Source organism: Streptomyces sp. FIT100 (genome assembly GCF_024584805.1).
Taxonomy (GTDB): domain Bacteria; phylum Actinomycetota; class Actinomycetes; order Streptomycetales; family Streptomycetaceae; genus Streptomyces.
Genome location: NZ_CP075715.1, coordinates 343,320 through 360,408, shown reverse-complemented (window position 1 = coordinate 360,408; position 17,089 = coordinate 343,320). Strand labels below are relative to the sequence as shown.

The following is a 17,089-nucleotide window of genomic DNA, read 5'->3' as shown; positions in this document are numbered from 1 at the left end:
GAGCAGTGACGTACGGGCATGCAACCGGAGGAACCGTTGAGCAGCTTCGGATCGATGGCGATGGCAGCCAGACGCCGACGCCCCCGCCAGCGGCGGATGTTGACGCTGACCGTCCAGGGCCGCGAGCGGGTCAGCCCTCACTTCATGTCCCTCACGCTGGGCGGAGAGGACTTCCGGCATCTGGAGCAGTCCGGGTACGACCAGGCGGGCCGCCTCTTCTTCGCCGGCCCCGGTCAGGACGAGGTGGTCCTGCCGAGCAGGGAGAAGTGGATGCTCCAGCACACGCTGCAGTCGGCCGGACGGCGTCCACGAGTCAGGTCGTATTCGATCCGGCGCTTCAGGCCGGAGTCGTCCGCGTTCGACATCGAAGTCTCCCTCCACGAGGAGCACGCCTCGGCCGGGCCCGCTGCTCCCGGGACGGCCTGGGCGCTGGGGGCGGTGCCAGGCGACAGGGTCGGTTTCCTCGACGAGGGGTACTGCTACATGCCCACGCCTGGCGCCGCCTGGCAGCTTCTCGTCGGCGACGAGAGCGCGTTGCCGGCGATCCTCGCGATCCTGGAGCGCTCCACCGACGCCCTGCCTGCCGAGGTCTTCCTCGAAGTACCTTCCGGCGAGGACATCCGTCGCGAGGTCACCGCGCCCGCGGCCACAAGGATCCACTGGTTGCCCCGCGACGAACCCTCCCTGCGGCCAGGCACGCTGGCCCTGAGGGCCGTGAAGGACGCAGAGCTGCGTCCGAGCCCCTTCTACACCTGGACCGCGGGCGAGTCCTCGCTGCCCACCGGCGTCCGCAGGCATCTCGTCGGCGAACGCGGCGTCCCCGCCTCCGACATCGCCTTCCGCGGCTACTGGAAACACGGCAGAGCCGGCCTCTGACCGCGTCGCGCGAGGCGGCGGCCCCGGGTTCCGGGCCCGGGGCCGCCTCTCGTATCGTCACGGCCCTCAGCATCATGTGGGGGAGTGGCCATGCTTGCCGCGCTCGGGCTCGGCGCCGCCGAGGAAGAGGTCTACCGGCACCTGATCGTGCGGGCGAGCGGGAACGCCGGTGAACTCGCGGACGACACCGGCCGGTCGCCGGGCGAGGTGCACCGGTTGCTCACCGCCTTGGCCGGGCTCGGCCTCGTGACGGCACACCCCGCGGATCCCCAGGGCCGTACCGGCCCGGAAGACCACGCGCCACCGTCCGGTCCCGGGACCGTCTTCAGCGCCGCGCCGCCGGCGGTCGCGCTCGGGCCGGTCCTGCGGGAGCGCCGGGACGCGTTGCGCGCCGCCGAGCTCGATCTGCTGAACCTCACCGAGCAGCACCGGCTGGCGGCCCGTGACCGGGCCTCCGACGTGGTGGAGGTGATCACGGACGTCGACACCGTTCGCCATCGTTTCGCCCAACTGCAGCACGCCGCCCGGCGCGAGGTGCGGTCCATGATGGTCCCGCACCTGGCCGTCGTACCGCACCGGCAGAACGAGGCCGGTGCCGCGGGGCTGCGCCGGGGGATCCACTACCGGGCGATCGCACCGCGCGAACTGCTGGCGCAGCCCGGCATGGTCGGCGAGGTGCTCGCCTCCCTCACGGAGGGCGAGGAGATACGGGTGACGGAGTCCGTTCCGGTCAAGTTGGTGATCGCCGACGACGACCTCGCCATGGTTCCGCTCTCCTCCAGCCGGAACACCGCTGCCGCCTCGATCGTGGTGCACCCCAGCGGTCTCCTGGACGTGCTGATCGGGTACTTCGAGGCCGCGTGGCAACGGGCCTACCCGCTGTCGGCGAACGCGGCGGGCGACGATGTCGCCGAGACCCCGACCGGCGACCTCGACGAGCTGGACCTCCGCATCCTGACCTTGATGCTCAGCGGGCTGACCGACCATACGGCGGCCGGCCAACTGGGCATCTCGCGCCGTACCTACCAGCGCCGCATCGGCGACCTCATGGCCAGGGCGGGGGTGGAGACACGCGTCCAGCTCGGCTGGCAGGCCGCCCGCCGCGGCTGGGCCTGACGCGACTGCCGCCGAGCACGGCCGCGCGCCGTGCCCGGCCCCCCGCGCCTCACGCGTCGCGCCCGCCGGGGCGGCGGCGACTGGCCCGCCATGACCGCGGCGCAGGAGAAGGCGTGGAGCCGTGTCGAGGGCGCCGGCATCGCCCGTCGCCGACCGCCCGCACACCGCTCGCGAACCGCCCGTTCACCGTTAGCAGGCGAAACCGCCCGCGCACCGTTCGCACACCGCTCGCGAACCCTCTCCGCGAGGGGAGCAGGAGCGGAGCCGCCGGTGCCCGTCAGGACGAGCCGCGCACCACCAGCTCGGTGGGCAGCATGACCTGCTGCCGGGGTGCGCCGGGGTCGGCGATCTCGTCGAGGAGGAGACGGGCGATGGTGGACCCGATCTCCTCCACCGGCTGGCTCACGCTCGTGAGCGAAGGGTGGGCGTAGCGGGCGATGTAGGAGTTATCGAATCCGACAATGGCGACATCTTCGGGCACTCGTCGTCCCTGCCGCCGCAGCTCCAGCATGGCTCCGGCCGCCATGACGTCCGACGCCGCGAACACGGCGTCCAGGTCGGGGGCGCGTTCGAGAAGCGAACGCATCGCGAGCATCCCGCCCTCCTCCGTGAAGTCGGCCGTCGCGACGAGGCGCTCGTCGGGAGCGATGCCCGCCTCCTCGAGGGCGTCCTTCCAGCCCTGGAGCCGGCTGCGGGAGACGTCCATGTCGAGCGGCCCGGAGATGGTGGCGATCGCCGTCCGGCCGCGGGAGACGAGATGCCGGCCCGCTTCCTTCCCGCCCCCCAGGTTGTCGGAGCACGCATGGCTCAGGGACTCCGCGGGGGAGCGGCGGCCGGCCAGTACCGTCGGCAGGCCCAGGTTCTCCAGAATGCCGGGCAGCGGGTCGTGCTCGTGCACGGACACCAGGAGTACGCCGTCCACCCTCCGCTCCGCCACGCAGTCCGTGAGCTGGTCGCGCTCGCCCCTGTCGCGGACGAGCACGAGCTGGAGCTGTGTCCTGGTCGCCGTCAGCACGGTGCTCACGCCCCGGATCACGGCCGAGAAGTAGGGCTCGGCGCCGAGCCTGCTCTCGGACTCGGGGATCACCAGCGCGACGGAGTTCGTACGCCGCGTGACCAGGCCGCGGGCGACGGAGTTCGGTACGTAGTTGAGCTCGGCTATCGCCGCGAGCACCGCGGCCTTCGCCTCGTCGCTGACGAGGGTCGAGCCGTTGATGACCCTTGAAACGGTGGTGCGCCCGACTCCGGCGCGCGCGGCCACGGTTTTGATGGTCGGCCGCTGCTGTGCCCCCATGAGTCTCTCCTCGTCCGACCGGTGGCTGCGCGCCGTTTGCCAGCGCATTGTGCCAGACACCCGCATCGACCGGTCGGTGCGCGGATGGCCCCCGCGTCATCTTCCGGAAACGAATTGGATTCAAGTTCTTGACACAAGCCTCGTTCAAAGGTCAATCTTCCGGCATCCAGTGGGAACGTTCCCATCTTGATTGGGAACGTTCCCACTCTCTGCTCGGGCCAATCGGCAGGACGGCTGGCCCGCACTCCGGTGCGTCGGCGCCGCCTGGGAGGACACACACATGAAGAGCACCCGGAAGCTGTTGCGTACGAGAGGCACCGCCGTCATATCGGCGGTGGCAGCTCTCGGTCTTCTCTCCGCATGCGGTGGCGGCGACGCCGGTGGGACCGGTGGAGGCGTCAAGGACGGCAAGACCACCATCACGATGGGGCTGTTCGGTGTCATGGGATTCAAGGAGACCGGGCTCCTCGATGAGTACATGAAGCAGAACCCGAACGTACGGATCGAGGCCGACGTCGCGGGCGACGAGCAGACCTACTACACGGCTCTGCAGACCCACCTGGCGGCCGGCAGCGGCCTGAAGGACATCCAGGGCATCGAGATCGGACGCGCCAAGGAGCTCGTCGACACCCAGTCCGGCAAGTTCGTCGACCTGTCCGAGGTCTCCGGCGCCGACCACTTCCTGCCGTGGAAGCTGAGCCAGGTCACGGGCAAGGACGGCAAGGTCATCGGGCTCGGTACGGACATCGGCCCCATGGCGGTCTGCTACCGCAAGGACCTCTTCGAGCAGGCGGGGCTCCCCACCGACCGCGAGCAGGTCGCCAAGCTGTGGGACGGCGACTGGGCGAAGTACGTCGCGGCGGGCAAGGAGTTCAAGGCCGGCTTCAAGGGCGACAAGGTCGCCTTCATGGACAGCTCCAGCGGACTGTTCAACGCGATGATCTACGGCAACTCCCAGCAGTTCTACGACAAGGACGGCAAGCTGATCTACAAGGACAGCCCCGTCGTCACCGGAGCCTGGGACCTGGCCTCCCAGGCCGCGACCTCGGGACTGACCGCGAAGCTCCGCCAGTTCCAGCCGGGCTGGGACCCCGGCCTCGCGAACAGCACCTTCGCCACCACGGTGTGCCCGGCGTGGATGCTCGCCCACATCAGCGAGAAGGCGGGCCCGCAGAACAAGGGCAAGTGGGACGTCGCCAAGGCGCCCCAGGGCGCCAACTGGGGCGGTTCCTTCCTCGGAGTCATGGAGCAGAGCCCCGTCAAGGAAGAGGCGAAGAAGCTCGTTGCCTGGCTCACCGCCCCTGAGCAGCAGGCCCGCCTCTTCGAGAAGATCGGCAACTTCCCCTCCTCGCAGAAGGCGCTGGAGGCACCCCAGGTGGCGAACGCGAAGTCCGAGTACTTCAGCGGCGCCCCCATCGGCCAGATCTTCGGTGCCGCGGCGCAGGAGATCCCCGACGAGCAGGTGCTGGGCCGCAAGGACGGAACGATCAAGGACATCTTCTCCCAGGGGCTGAGCCTGATCGAGTCCCAGAACCAGAGCCCGGACAAGGCATGGAAGACCACCGACGAGCGCATCGAGAAGGCCGTCGGCTGACGCCATGCGCCCTGGGCCCTGTCGTCGGAGTCCCGTCCGCCCTCCGCGCGGACGACGCCACTTCGACGACAGGGCCCGGCCCCGGCGACGACGTGCTCCGCGCGGTCGCCGGGGCACAGCCCCCGCCACGTCCCACGTAAGGATGCCTCCGGTGGCCAATCCCACCTCGACAGCAGCGGCCGGTGACGCCACCGAAGAGTCCGCAGGCCGGACCGAACCCTCCCGAACGAGCGGGGAGAAGCGGCAGCCGCGCCGGCGGAGCACACTGCTCCACCGTCTGGATCTGCACGGCGCGCCCTACGCCTTCATCGTTCCGTTCTTCGCCGTCTTCGCGGCCTTCAGCCTCTACCCGCTCATCTACACCGCCTGGATATCCCTCCACCGCGTCGAGCTCGCCTCCATGGACCTCATGGAATGGGTGGCGTTCGACAACTACACGGCGCTGTGGGGGGACGAGCGCTTCTGGAACGCACTGTTCAACACCATCACCATCGGTGTGATCTCCACGGTCCCGCAGCTGTTCATGGCGCTGGGTCTGGCCCACCTGCTCAACTACCGCCTGCGCGCGTCGGCGTTCTTCCGGGTCGCCGCGCTGACGCCGTACGCCACGTCGGTGGGAGCGGCGGCCCTCGTCTTCACCATGCTCTTCGAGCGCGACTTCGGCATGATCAACTGGGTGCTCGGCCTGGTCGGTGTCGACAACGTCGACTGGGAGAACAACAAGTGGGCGGCGCAGATCGCGATCTCCACGATCGTCATCTGGCGCTGGACCGGCTACAACGCCCTGCTGTACCTGGCGGCCATGCAGGCCATCCCGCGGGACCGGTACGAGGCGGCGGCCATCGACGGAGCCTCGCGCTGGCAGCAGTTCCTCAAGGTCACCATCCCGGGCATCCGCCCCACGATCCTCTTCACGATCGTGCTCTCCACGATCGGCGCCAGCCAGCTCTTCGGCGAACCCCTGATCTTCGGCCAGGGCCCGAACGGCATCACCGGCGGAGCGGACAACCAGTACCAGACCCTCGGACTGCTGCTGTACGAGGAGGGCTGGAAGAACTACCAGATGGGCCGTGCGGCCACCGTGGCCTGGGCGATGTTCCTGCTCCTGGTCCTCGTCTTCGTCATCCAGCGCCTCGTCAAGTGGCGTGCCAAGTCCCGTACTTCCTGACCAGGAGATGGCAGCCATGACCACTCACACCCTCCCGGCACCCCAGGACGTACAGCAGGACGCGGCGCCCGGCGGGCGCCGCCCCGCCCGGTTCCTGCGCGGACGCGCCGGGCGCCAGCACCACGCCGGCCCCGTCACCTATGTCCTGCTCGGGATCGCCGCGCTGCTCTCGCTCTTCCCGCTGTACTGGACGATGGTGGCGGCATCGAGCGACAACACGCGCGTGACCCAGACCCCGCCTCCGTTCCTGCCGGGTCCGCACCTGTTCGAGAACCTGGGCAAGGCGTGGCAGGACGCCGCACTGGGCAGGGCGATGGTCAACAGTCTCATCGTGGCCGGAGTCATCGCCCTGTCGACGGTCCTCTTCGCCACCCTGGCGGGCTTCGCCTTCGCCAAACTGCGCTTCAAGGGACGCAACATCCTGCTGATGCTGGTCATCGGCACGATGATGGTCCCGCCGCAGCTCGGTGTCGTCCCCCTCTTCATGATGATGACGGAACTGGGGTGGGGCCAGAAGCTGCCCGCCGTCATCTTCCCGACGCTCGTCAGCGCCGTCGGTGTGTTCTTCATGCGCCAGTACCTGGCCGAGGCGCTGCCCGACGAACTGATCGAGGCGGGCCGGGTGGACGGCGCGCATTCGCTCCGTATCTTCTGGAGCATCGTCCTGCCGGTCGCCCGTCCGGCGATGGCCGTGCTCTTCATGATCACATTCGTCCACGCCTGGAACGACTTCTTCTGGCCGTTCATCGTGCTGGACATGACGAACCCGACGGTTCCCGTCGCGCTCACCCAACTCAGCGCGGGCTATGTCCGCGACCAGTCCCTGATCATGGCCGGCGCGCTGCTCGGAACTCTCCCCCTGCTGGCGATGTTCGTCGTCTTCGGACGTCAGATCGTCGGCGGAATCATGCAGGGCGCGGTCAAGGGCTGAGCCTCCCCGGCCCCCTTCGCCCGATCTCCCTGTCCTTGCTCACAGCACCTCTGGAAGGACCCTCGTGGTAACCGCAGCTGGACACGTCGTGCCCGTCGCCGAGACGCCCACCGCACTCGCCTTTCCCCGGTCGTTCACCTGGGGCACCGCCACCGCCGCCTATCAGATCGAAGGCGCTGCGAACGTCGACGGGCGCACCCCCTCCATCTGGGACACCTACGCCCGCACCCCGGGCAAGGTCCGCAACGGCGACACCGGCGACATCGCCACCGACCACTACCACCGGTGGCGCGAGGACGTGGCCATCATGGCCGACCTCGGCGTCGGGGCGTACCGCTTCTCCCTCGCCTGGCCCCGCATCCAGCCGACCGGCCGCGGTCCGAGCGTGCAGAAGGGGCTGGACTTCTACCGCCGGCTCACGGACGAACTGCTGGAGAAGAACATCCAGCCCGTCGCGACCCTCTACCACTGGGACCTGCCGCAGGAGCTGGAGGACGCGGGCGGCTGGCCCGAGCGCGCCACCGCGGAGCGCTTCGCCGAGTACGCGGCCCTCGCCGCCGAGGCGCTCGGCGACCGGGTGCGGACCTGGATCACGCTGAACGAGCCCTGGTGCAGCGCCTTCCTCGGCTACGCCTCCGGGGTCCACGCGCCCGGGCGCACCGACCCTGTGGCCGCACTGCGCGCGGCGCACCATCTCAACCTCGCCCACGGCAAGGGCGTGCAGGCCCTCCGTGCGCATCTGCCGGCCGATGCGCAGGTCTCCGTCACCCTCAACATCCATCATGTGAGGCCGCTTTCCGGCGAGGAGCGGGACATCGACGCCGCGCGCCGGATCGACGCCATCGCCAATCGCGTCTTCACCGGCCCGATGCTCCGGGGCGAGTACCCGGAGGACCTGCTGCGGGACACCGCCTCGCTGACGGACTGGTCCTTCGTCAGGGACGGTGACACCGCCGAGATCCGGCAGCCGCTCGACTTCCTGGGAGTCAACTACTACACCCCGACCCTGGTTTCGGGCGGTGCCTCCGAGACCAGCCATGGCTCCGACGGCCATGGCAACAGCGCGCACAGCCCCTGGCCGGGCGCCGACGACGTGGCGTTCCACCTGCCCCCCGGCTCCACCACCGCGATGGGCTGGGCCGTCGACCCCAGCGGTCTGCACGACCTGCTGCTGCGGCTGAAGGGCGACTTCCCGGAGCTGCCCCTCATGATCACGGAGAACGGTGCCGCCTTCGACGACTACGTCGACCCGCAGGGCGAGGTGAACGACCCCGACCGGATCGCCTATCTCCAGGGACACCTCGCGGCCGTGCACCGGGCGATCGAGGCGGGCGTCGACGTCCGCGGCTACTTCCTGTGGTCCCTGCTCGACAACTTCGAGTGGGGTTACGGGTACAGCAAGCGCTTCGGCGCGGTCTACGTCGACTACCCGACCGGCAAGCGCATCCCCAAGGCCAGCGCTCACTGGTACGGAGACGTCGCGCGCACGGGCGTGGTGCCCATGTCGCCGGAGGGCTGAGCGGCGTCGGTGTCCGGCGGGCCGGCGAGCGAGCGGGACGTCATCCCGCTCGCCGGCCCGCCGGCCGTAGCCCGTAGCCCGTCGGCCGTAGCCTGCCGGCCGTACCACCACGTGCTCACTCGCCGGGGTAGCGGACCCCGACGAGCTCGCGGACCCGGTCGAGCGTGCCCATCACATCCAGGCTGCCCTTCAGCGGAACGAGCGCGGACTCGGTCCGCTTCTCGCGCAGACACCTCATGACTTCCCGGGCCTGGTGGCCGTAGCCGTTGCCCACCTGCGGCTCCGCCTCGACGACCTGCGGCTCGCGCCCGTCGCGGTGGAGCACGAGCCCCCGAGGGTTGTAGAAGTCGGCCGGAAACTCGATGCGACCCTCGGTGCCGTGCACCACGGCCCGAGTGGTGCTGCTGAACGCGAGAGAGCAGGAGAGCACGGCCACGGATCCGTTGTCGTACCCCAGCACCATTCCGGTGCTCTCGTCCACGCCTGCGTCGTTCAGATGGGCCCAGGCCGAGACATGGTCGGGAGGGCCCAGGAACAGATGGGCGAACGAGACGGGATAGGTGCCGAGATCGAGCAGCGCGCCACCGCCGGCGGCCGGGTCGCGCAGCCTGCTTCCCGCGATGGCCGGGGCCTGCGAGGAGAAGTCCGCGTGCACGGACGTGACGTCACCGATCAGACCGTTGCCGATCATGTCCTGGGCGCGGCGGACCAGTGGGTTGAGATACGTCCACATGCCCTCCATCAGGAAGAGCGAGTGACGCTCGGCGGCGGCCAGCATCGACAGCGCCTCGGCGCGGTTGAGCGCGAACGGCTTCTCGCACAGGACGGCCCTGCCGCCCTCGAGACAGGCGGTGGTGGCGGCGAGATGGTGGGCGTGCGGCGTCGCGACGTACACGACGTCGACGTCCGGATCGTTCGCGAGCTGCCGCCAGCTGCCGTATGCGCGGGGGATCGCGAACCGGTCGGCGAAGTTCCGCGCGGCCTCCTGGGAACGGGAGCCGACGGCGACGACGTCCGCGCCCGGAATCGTGAGGAGATCCTCGGTGAAGGCCGCGGCCATCGGGCCGGTCGCGAGTATTCCCCATCTGATGGAGCGGTCGGGCACGTGCGTTCCTCCTGAGCCGGCGCCGAGGGACTGGGAACGTTCCCATCAGGCCGTGCAAGGCTCACGCGGAGTGCCGCCCGTTGTCAAGGGAGGAAGGAACGCCGGAAGCGCTCGGCGATCGGTCGCAGTCATTGCCGGTTGACCGTGTCCCACATGGAGACATGGAGAACCGGAGAACCATGGAGAGCCCCGCATGGAGAGCCCTGCATGGAGACGACGACCTCGACCGACTCGCCGGGGCGTGCGAAGCGGATGCCTGATGCCTGCGTGGTGCAGCCGCATCGGCGCCGCGAGGGGTAAACGCTGCGGCCGAGCCGCTCAATAGTAGTGACGCCGGCCACCGACCGCGTGGCCCAGCATTCCGAGGACCCACATGAGCGCGCCGACCGCGATCAGGATGATCCCGATGGTCCACAGGATTCCTATGTTGGCCACCACGCCGATGATGAGCAGAATGACTCCGAGGATAATCACGTCGACCTCCTGTGACGAGGAGATTCCCACTGACGCGTCTTTCCGTTCTGCCCTGCTCCAAACGGTCTCCGGCACTGCGCCGGGAGGAAGCACCGCAGCTCGGCAGGCGGGGCCCGGCGCACTGCACGCACCATGTGCATGTGAACAGGAAACCCGTGGGACACGGCCGGTGATTCACCACAGCGGAACGGGCTCGACCGGGCCGATGACCTCGCCCGCCGGCTGCATGGCGCCCTGGCCGCCGCCGAGCACACGGTGGCCGTCGCCGAGTCGCTCACCGCAGGCCGGCTCGGTGCGGTACTGGCCGAGGCGCCCGGGGCGTCCCGGACCTTCCGCGGCGGGGTGATCGCGTACGCCACTGAGGTCAAGGCGAGCGTGCTGGGTGTCGACGAGCGGCTGCCGGCGGAGGAGGGGCCGTCCACGGGGGAGGTCGCCGGGCAGATGGCCGAGGGCGTGCGGCGGCTGATGGACGCCTCCTACGGGGTCGCGACGACGGGGGTCGCCGGCCCGGACACCCAGGACGGCAGAGGGATGACCCCGGCCGACACTCCCGTCGGGGATGGCGCGCCCCTGCCATGATGCCGAAGACGGCACCGTCCCGGTCAGCGGCCGGTGCTGCCCGGTCGATGGCGCACCGTCGCCGCTGTGCTGCGGGCGCCTCGATTCTCCTCGCCGCGCCGCTCGATGGCCGGGATCGACCGACCTCGGGCACGTGGCCGGCCTGCCGGGGGCCGGGCCGCGAGCGGTCTGCCGGGGTCAGGGCTTGAGTGAGGCCGGAGGTGTCCGGAGTCCGAGGCCGAGGCGGCTGTGTCGGCGGCCGTAGGCGAAGTAGATCAGGAAGCCGACCGCCATCCAGATCACGAAGCGGATCCAGGTCTCCAGGCTCAGGTTGAGCATGAGCCAGAACGAGACGAGGGCGGACAGGACCGGGAGGGCGGGGACCCAGGGGGTGCGGAAGGCACGGTGGATGTCGGGCCGCGTCCTGCGCAGCACGATCACGCCGATCGCCACCACGACGAACGCGAACAGCGTGCCGATGTTCACCATCTCGGCGATCTCGTTGACGGTGGTGAAGCCGGTGATGGCGGCGACGAGGACACCCGTCAGCACGGTGGTGCGGGCCGGGGTGCCCCACTTCGGGTGCACCTGGGAGAAGCCTCGTGGCACGAGTCCGTCCCTGCTCATCGCGAAGAGCACCCGGCTCTGCCCGACGAGCAGCACCAGCACCACCGAGACCATGCCCACCACCGCGCCGAAGCTGATCACCCCGGCGAAGAACGGATGCCCGACCGACTTGAACGCCTCAGCCAGCGGTGCCGCTTCGACCAGCTGGGAGTACTTCTGCATACCGGTGACCACCAGCGCCACCGCCACGTAGAGCACCGTGACGACCAGCAGCGAGCCGAGGATGCCACGCGGCATGTCGCGCTGCGGCCGCCTCGTCTCCTCGGCAGCGGTGGCCACGATGTCGAAGCCGATGAAGGCGACGAAGACGATGGCGGCCGCGGAGAAGATGCCCATCACCCCGAACTTGGCGGGCTCGTAACCGAACAGGAGTTGCACCAGCGGTGCGTGGATGGCGGACTCGCCGGGTGGGCTGGGCACCGCCTCGGGCACGAAGGGTGAGTAGTTGGCCGCCTTGACGAAGAACAGGCCGGCGAAGATGACCAGCAGCACCACTGCCACCTTGATCGCCACGATGACGCCGGTGACCCTGGCCGAGAGCTTCGCCCCCGTCACCACCACGCCCGTCAGCACGAGAACGAGCAGCGCGCCCGGCAGGTCGAAGGAGAAGCCGGGACCCGCACCCGAGACCGCGTCGGGCAGGTGGACGCCGGCGTTGTCCAGCAGGCTCACGACGTACTGCGACCAGCCACCCGCCACCAGGGCGGTGGCCAGCATGAACTCGAGGATCAGGTCCCAGCCGATGATCCAGGCGACGATCTCGCCGAGGGAGGCGTAGGAGAACGTGTAGGCCGACCCGGCGACGGGCACGGTCGAGGCGAACTCCGCGTAGCACAGCGCCGCGAGGGCGCACACGACGGCCGCGATGACGAAGGAGAGTGCGACCGCGGGCCCCGCGTAGCTCCTGGCGACCGTACCCGTGATCACGAAGATGCCGGTGCCGACGATGACACCGACCCCGTAGACCACCAGGTCCATGGCGGTCAGCTCCTTGCGGAGCGCGTGCTCGGGCTCCTGGGTGTCCCTGATGGACTGCTCCACGGACTTGGTGCGGAACAGACCGGTGGGCCGGCTTCTCTCCCCAGCCTTGACCGGTGGTCGGGCGGCCATCGTGCACCTCCGCTGATCATCGCCGCGGCGTTCGCGGCATCTGTCGCCCCATAGCATCACTTTTGGGGCGGACGTCGGCGGCGGCACGCAGTCGGACACAGGCACCTGCCGTCGCGGGCAGCGGCCTTCTGATCCCGGGCCCCCGAGGGATGGGCCCCCGAGGGATGGGCCCCCGAGGGATGGGCCCCCGACCGTCCCGTGACAACGGCGGGACACCTTGTCGTTGGCCGGTGCATCTGCTTGACTCCGCCCGCCGGAACGCCCACGCGCAGGCGGAGGACGCCATGGAGATCAGCCGTAGACGCCTGTTGTCCGCACTGCCGGCCGCCGGCCTCTTGTCGGTGGTGCCCTCGGTCGTGCCCTCAGTGATTCCCTCAGTGGTTCCCTCGCGGTCGGCGAGCGCCGCCGAGGTGGCCGCCGGCAGCGCACGTCTGCTGGCCAACACCGTGGCCGTCTTCGCCGGGACCGCCGAGACCAATGCCCGGCCGGAGACAGCGGCCAAGGTGGCCGCGATCGAGAAGGCCGCGCGGACGAACCTGCTCTCGATGGACGCCGCGGGCGCGGACGAGCTGTTCGCCGGTCTGCCCCTCGGCACCAGCGACGCCCATCTCCACACCACCTTCCGGCGGCTGTACGAGATCGCGCTCGCCACCCGCACACCGGGCGGCGCCGCCTCGGACCTGTACGGGAACACGGCCGTGCAGCGCCGGGTGATCGACGCTCTCGTGCGGCTGCACGAGGAGTACTACGGCGACCAGTCCCAGGGCTACTACGGCAACTGGTTCAACTGGGAGATCGGGATCTCCCAGCACGTCAGCAGGGCGCTCGCGCTCCTCTCCGACGAGGTGCGGGCGTACCGGCCGGACGTCCTGCCCACCTACGTCGCTTCGATGGACGCCTACCTCCGCAACGGCACCGCGGGCGACGTGAACCTCGACTCGCGCTTCCACACCGGCGCCAACCTCGCCGACATCACCACCAACCGGATCCTGCAAGGCGCGCTCCTCGGCGACGACGCACGCGTCCGCAAGGCCCTGACCGACCAGCTGACCGTCTTCGCCACCATCGACCCGTACGACCTCGACCACGGTGTCACGGACGGCCACTACGCCGACGGCTCCTTCATCCAGCACGCCTCCGTCGCCTACACCGGCTCCTACGGCAAGGGTCTGCTGACCCGTGTCGTCCAGACCCTCAAGATCCTCGACGGTACGGGGTTCGCGCACGGCGAGGAACTGGTGCCGACCGTCCAGGGCTGGGTGAAGAACGGCTTCGCCCCGCTGATCTTCGAGGGCTGGATGATGGAGATCGTCAAGGGGCGGGCGGTCTCGCGGACGGACACCGGCTACACCGACGTCGCGGTGGTCGTCGAGGCCGTCGTCGACCTCTCCTCGCTCGCGAGCGGCGCCGACGCCACCGCCCTGAAGAGCTACGTCAAGCACATCCGGTCGACCTCGCGCGCCACCCTCGACCCGGCGGGCTTCGTCTCCCCGGTGAGCATCGTGCGCTACGCCGACATCGTCGGCGACGCCACCGTCCCGGCCGCGGACCTCAACCCCGCTGCGCGCAGCATCGCCTTCAACGCCATGGACAGGACCGTGCACCGAAGGCCGGGATACGCCTTCGCGCTCGCCCGCAGCTCCGACCGGATCAGCAAGTACGAGTACATGAACGGCGAGAACCTCATGCCGTGGTTCCAGGGCGACGGCGCGTACTACCTCTACCTCTCCGGACAGGACCAGACCCAGGCGTACGGCGTCGACTACTTCACCACCGTCCCGCCCTACGGCCTCGCCGGCGTCACCGCGCCCGTCGAGCAGCGGCGCACCGTCCCCGAGCTGTACGGGAAGCCGTACTACGACAACCCGGGTCACCCGCTGCACTTCACCTCGTCGTCCGAGTCGCAGAACACGTACGTCTACTTCCCGCGCGGCACCGGCCGGTACTCGGGCGGCGCCGTCCTCGGGGCCTACGGCGTCGCCGGGATGGTGCAGTCCGACGACGTCGCCCACCGCGACAAGGCCGCGGGCCTGCTGCCGGACGACTTCGTCACCTACCGCAACGCCACGGCGACGAAGTCGTGGTTCCTCCTCGACGAGGAGATCGTGGTGCTCGCGGCAGGGGTCGGCGACAGCGCCGGGCGGGCCGTGAGCACCACGATCGACGCCCGCACCGCCGCCCCCGACGACCACGTCGGCCTCACCGGGATGCTCCGCGACGGCCGCGTCTGGACGGGTGCGGGCACCGGCGACCTGCGCTGGCTGCGCTACGCCAACGCCACGCAGGGGACCGCCGTCGGCTATGCCTTCCTCGACACCCCGCAGGTCAGGGTCGCCCTCGACACGGTCACGCGCAGCCGCCGGCTCGTCCGCACCTCGAACCCGGACACTGCCGTGACCCGCAGCGTCCTCGGGGTGACCGTCGACCGGGCGCCCGGAGCCGAACCCGGCCGTCTGGCGTGGGCGTTGGTGCCGAACGCGAGTGAGGCCCGCCTGCGTGCCTACGCGGACGGGCCGTTGCGGATCCTGGCGAACACCCCGCGCCTGCAGGCCGTCAGCCACACCGGCCTCGCCCTGACGGCCGCCAACACCTTCACGTCCGGCCGCCACGAAACCGCCGGCCTGCGCATCGAGGGGCCCGCCTCGGTGATCGTCCGGCGCGAGCGCCCGGGCCTGACCACCGTCGCCGTGTCCGACCCGACCATGGACCGGGACACGGTCACCGTGCTCCTCCGCGGCCGCGCCCTCCGCGAGGCCACATCGGACGGCGGTGTACGCGTGAGCCCGGTCCACGGCGGCACCCGCCTGGAGTTCGCCACGCGGCACACCTACGGCCGAAGCCTCACGGTCACACTGCGCGGCTAGGACTTCGCCGCGTCCCGGTGCGATCGCCGCGGACAAGGCCCCCTGGCTGATCTCGCGCCGAGGCTCCCGCTCGGCCCGGGCCGAGCGGGAGCCTCGCGCGCTCCCCTCCGAAGCAGGGAGGCACTCACTCACGCGGTGTCAGCTGGAAGCTCTGCGCCCCGATCCGTCGCAGACGCGCTGCACCAACGGCGTTCCGGCCGGTGCGCCCTGCGCCGCGCCGGGGCACTTGCCGCTGTGCCGGTTGACGAAGCGGTACGCGCCGCCGCCTTCGTCCATGGCCGGGCACTGCTGGCTGTTGCCGCCGTCGCAGGCCCACAGGTACACGGGGGCTTACGGCGGCGGCCACCGGCGCCGCGGACGGTGTGACCGAGGCGTCGGCGGGTCGGGGCTGGAACGAGGGGTGGCGCGATCCCGTCAGCGCGGGTTGCCGGCGTGCGTGAGGGTTTCCCAGGAGACGAACAGGTTGTTGGTGCCGGCCGGCCGGTTCCGCTCGGTGAGGGCCTGGGTGTTGGTCATGGCGATGCCCATGCGGCCGTTCAGCGCGTTGAAGCCGACCTCGGTCACCGGGCCGAGGTGGTCGTGGAGGGTGCCGCCGCACAGCCAGTCGGGAGGAGTCTCACCGAGCTCGTACTTGGCGTGGAGACCGAGGCCGTGGCGCAGCCTCTCCGCGATCTCCGGGTAGAGGTCCTGGCCCTGGATGCGGCTGGTCTCGGCGATGTGCGAGATGGCGGACAGACCGTAACCCGTGTGCGTAAGGTCGCGGCAGGTCTCCTGGCTGAGGCCGTTGACGAAGGTGGTCTGGCCCTGCCAGTACCGGACGATCTCGTCCCGGGTGTCGAGCCCGCTGCCCGGCGCGGTCCTCGGCAGGCTGCCGTCGGTGGTGAGGTAGAGGTAGGCAGGGACGCGACCGCGGAACGTGGCGACAGCGTTGTCGTACGCGGCACGGTCCTCGAGGAAGACCGCGATGCCGATCGCCGCCTCGGTCATGCTCAGCTCCCAGTTGCCGTTCGAGTGGGAGCCCCCGGCCACCTCGGGCAGATAGACGGTGCGCAGCATGGTCCTGAAGCGGTCGATGCGGTCCTGCGGCCATCCCGTGTAGGTGTAGCGGATGATCTCGGCTGCCCGCGGCCAGGAGGATCCGGCCCAGCCCGTCTGGAGGGGCGCGTTGGAATTGGTGTGGTCCTTGATCACACCGGACCAGGCGTCCATGATCTCGATGGCCTTCTGGGCGTACCGGCTGTCACGGGTGACATACCAGGCCAGGGAGAGCGTGTACGCGGCGATGGCGTCCTCGCGCTCGTCCGTGCAGCCGTAGTTGGGGTTCGAGTACGACCCGCACTCCACGACCGCCCGCGGCTTGGGGACGAGGGACAGCGAGGCGTACTTGCTCGCCATCATCTGGTCGTAGGCGCCCTTCCAGGGCTGCGCCCCGGCATTGACCTTCTCGTGGGTGAAGTCGAGCTGGCCGCGGGAGACGAGGACACCGGGGTGGACGAACGTGGCGGGGGCCGCCTCGGCGCGGCCGCCCGCGGGGCCGGCGAGCAGCGCGGCGAGGAGGGTGGCGACCAGCACGGGAACGGCGAGTAACGGATTCTTCCTGATGCGTGCCGCACCGGGGCGCTCATGGTGTGGGGTCATGAGATTGACCTCCGATCAGATACATGAACGGTCGACGGCTGTCGACCGGTGAAACTAAAGGTCTGGACCAGGGCCGTCAAGATGGTGTGCGTGTAACTCCTGAAGACATGCGCCCCTTTGAAAAGGGGTCAGGGCAGCGGCGGAGTGACACCCCAACCCTTGTGGGCGGCGGCGCCCCGGCCTTGCCCTTCAGATCCTGAATGCGCCGCCCGGCT

At 70.0% G+C, this 17,089-nt stretch carries 13 protein-coding genes and 1 pseudogene; 8 read left to right on the top strand and 6 right to left on the bottom strand.

Annotated elements, in window-relative coordinates:
* Nucleotides 1-60 precede the first annotated feature (60 nt).
* Complete coding sequence (locus KK483_RS01390) at nt 61-876, top strand: siderophore-interacting protein (RefSeq protein ID WP_262003011.1); 816 nt, start codon at nt 61-63, stop codon at nt 874-876.
* Between the two features lie 84 nt (nt 877-960).
* Nucleotides 961-1,992, top strand: a complete 1,032-nt coding sequence (locus tag KK483_RS01385) for a transcriptional regulator TrmB (protein WP_399013010.1) — start codon at nt 961-963, stop codon at nt 1,990-1,992.
* 277 nt (nt 1,993-2,269) lie between these two features.
* On the opposite strand, the gene KK483_RS01380 is transcribed toward KK483_RS01385, so the two are convergent.
* Complete coding sequence (locus tag KK483_RS01380) at nt 2,270-3,286, bottom strand: LacI family DNA-binding transcriptional regulator (RefSeq protein WP_262003010.1); 1,017 nt, start codon at nt 3,284-3,286, stop codon at nt 2,270-2,272.
* A gap of 280 nt (nt 3,287-3,566) precedes the next feature.
* On the opposite strand from KK483_RS01380, the gene KK483_RS01375 reads away from it, so the two are divergent.
* The 4 genes from KK483_RS01375 to KK483_RS01360 all read left to right on the top strand — a co-directional run bounded on the left by KK483_RS01375 (nt 3,567) and on the right by KK483_RS01360 (nt 8,498).
* The gene (locus KK483_RS01375; protein WP_262003009.1) at nt 3,567-4,880 is read left to right on the top strand and encodes an ABC transporter substrate-binding protein; all 1,314 of its coding nucleotides are present in this window, start codon (nt 3,567-3,569) and stop codon (nt 4,878-4,880) included.
* Between the two features lie 142 nt (nt 4,881-5,022).
* Nucleotides 5,023-6,048, top strand: a complete 1,026-nt coding sequence (locus tag KK483_RS01370; RefSeq protein ID WP_399013007.1) for a carbohydrate ABC transporter permease — start codon at nt 5,023-5,025, stop codon at nt 6,046-6,048.
* Nucleotides 6,049-6,064: 16 nt separating this feature from the next.
* Nucleotides 6,065-6,979: a carbohydrate ABC transporter permease gene (locus KK483_RS01365; protein ID WP_262003006.1), complete on the top strand. Its 915-nt coding sequence runs from the start codon at nt 6,065-6,067 to the stop codon at nt 6,977-6,979.
* Nucleotides 6,980-7,043: 64 nt separating this feature from the next.
* Nucleotides 7,044-8,498: a GH1 family beta-glucosidase gene (locus tag KK483_RS01360; protein ID WP_399013003.1), complete on the top strand. Its 1,455-nt coding sequence runs from the start codon at nt 7,044-7,046 to the stop codon at nt 8,496-8,498.
* Between the two features lie 115 nt (nt 8,499-8,613).
* Here the strand turns inward: KK483_RS01360 and KK483_RS01355 are convergent, their stop codons facing one another.
* Together KK483_RS01355 and KK483_RS01350 are read right to left on the bottom strand one after the other, a co-directional pair.
* Complete coding sequence (locus KK483_RS01355) at nt 8,614-9,603, bottom strand: Gfo/Idh/MocA family protein (protein ID WP_262003005.1); 990 nt, start codon at nt 9,601-9,603, stop codon at nt 8,614-8,616.
* A 318-nt stretch (nt 9,604-9,921) separates the two neighbouring features.
* Nucleotides 9,922-10,077, bottom strand: a complete 156-nt coding sequence (locus KK483_RS01350) for a DUF6131 family protein (protein ID WP_262003003.1) — start codon at nt 10,075-10,077, stop codon at nt 9,922-9,924.
* A 219-nt stretch (nt 10,078-10,296) separates the two neighbouring features.
* Between KK483_RS01350 and KK483_RS01345 the strand changes: the two are divergent.
* A pseudogene (locus tag KK483_RS01345) lies at nt 10,297-10,656 on the top strand (CinA family protein); the annotation flags it as partial.
* A gap of 177 nt (nt 10,657-10,833) precedes the next feature.
* Here the strand turns inward: KK483_RS01345 and KK483_RS01340 are convergent.
* Nucleotides 10,834-12,372 (bottom strand): amino acid permease, encoded by a 1,539-nt coding sequence (locus KK483_RS01340; RefSeq protein WP_262003001.1) that lies wholly within the window; start codon nt 12,370-12,372, stop codon nt 10,834-10,836.
* 284 nt (nt 12,373-12,656) lie between these two features.
* Here KK483_RS01340 and KK483_RS01335 point away from each other — a divergent pair, with 284 nt between their 5' ends.
* Entirely contained in the window at nt 12,657-15,236 is a 2,580-nt protein-coding gene (locus tag KK483_RS01335) for a polysaccharide lyase family 8 super-sandwich domain-containing protein (RefSeq protein WP_262009297.1), read from the top strand.
* Between the two features lie 138 nt (nt 15,237-15,374).
* Here KK483_RS01335 and KK483_RS01330 read toward each other — a convergent pair whose 3' ends face one another.
* Nucleotides 15,375-15,560: an RICIN domain-containing protein gene (locus KK483_RS01330; RefSeq protein ID WP_262003000.1), complete on the bottom strand. Its 186-nt coding sequence runs from the start codon at nt 15,558-15,560 to the stop codon at nt 15,375-15,377.
* A gap of 90 nt (nt 15,561-15,650) precedes the next feature.
* Nucleotides 15,651-16,874 carry an alginate lyase family protein gene (locus tag KK483_RS01325; RefSeq protein WP_262002998.1) on the bottom strand — a complete coding sequence of 408 codons (1,224 nt, stop codon included), beginning with the start codon at nt 16,872-16,874 and terminating at the stop codon, nt 15,651-15,653.
* Nucleotides 16,875-17,089: the final 215 nt, after the last annotated feature.

What these genes read in the sequence shown, in the direction of transcription:
- KK483_RS01370 (WP_399013007.1), top strand. Translation starts at nt 5,023, where the DNA reads ATGCCTCCGGTGGCCAATCCCACCTCGACAGCAGCGGCCGGTGACGCC.
- KK483_RS01335 (WP_262009297.1), top strand. Translation starts at nt 12,657, where the DNA reads ATGGAGATCAGCCGTAGACGCCTGTTGTCCGCACTGCCGGCCGCCGGC.
- KK483_RS01380 (WP_262003010.1), bottom strand. Translation starts at nt 3,286, where the DNA reads ATGGGGGCACAGCAGCGGCCGACCATCAAAACCGTGGCCGCGCGCGCC.
- KK483_RS01390 (WP_262003011.1), top strand. Translation starts at nt 61, where the DNA reads ATGGCAGCCAGACGCCGACGCCCCCGCCAGCGGCGGATGTTGACGCTG.
- KK483_RS01365 (WP_262003006.1), top strand. Translation starts at nt 6,065, where the DNA reads ATGACCACTCACACCCTCCCGGCACCCCAGGACGTACAGCAGGACGCG.
- KK483_RS01375 (WP_262003009.1), top strand. Translation starts at nt 3,567, where the DNA reads ATGAAGAGCACCCGGAAGCTGTTGCGTACGAGAGGCACCGCCGTCATA.
- KK483_RS01340 (WP_262003001.1), bottom strand. Translation starts at nt 12,372, where the DNA reads ATGGCCGCCCGACCACCGGTCAAGGCTGGGGAGAGAAGCCGGCCCACC.
- KK483_RS01325 (WP_262002998.1), bottom strand. Translation starts at nt 16,874, where the DNA reads ATGACCCCACACCATGAGCGCCCCGGTGCGGCACGCATCAGGAAGAAT.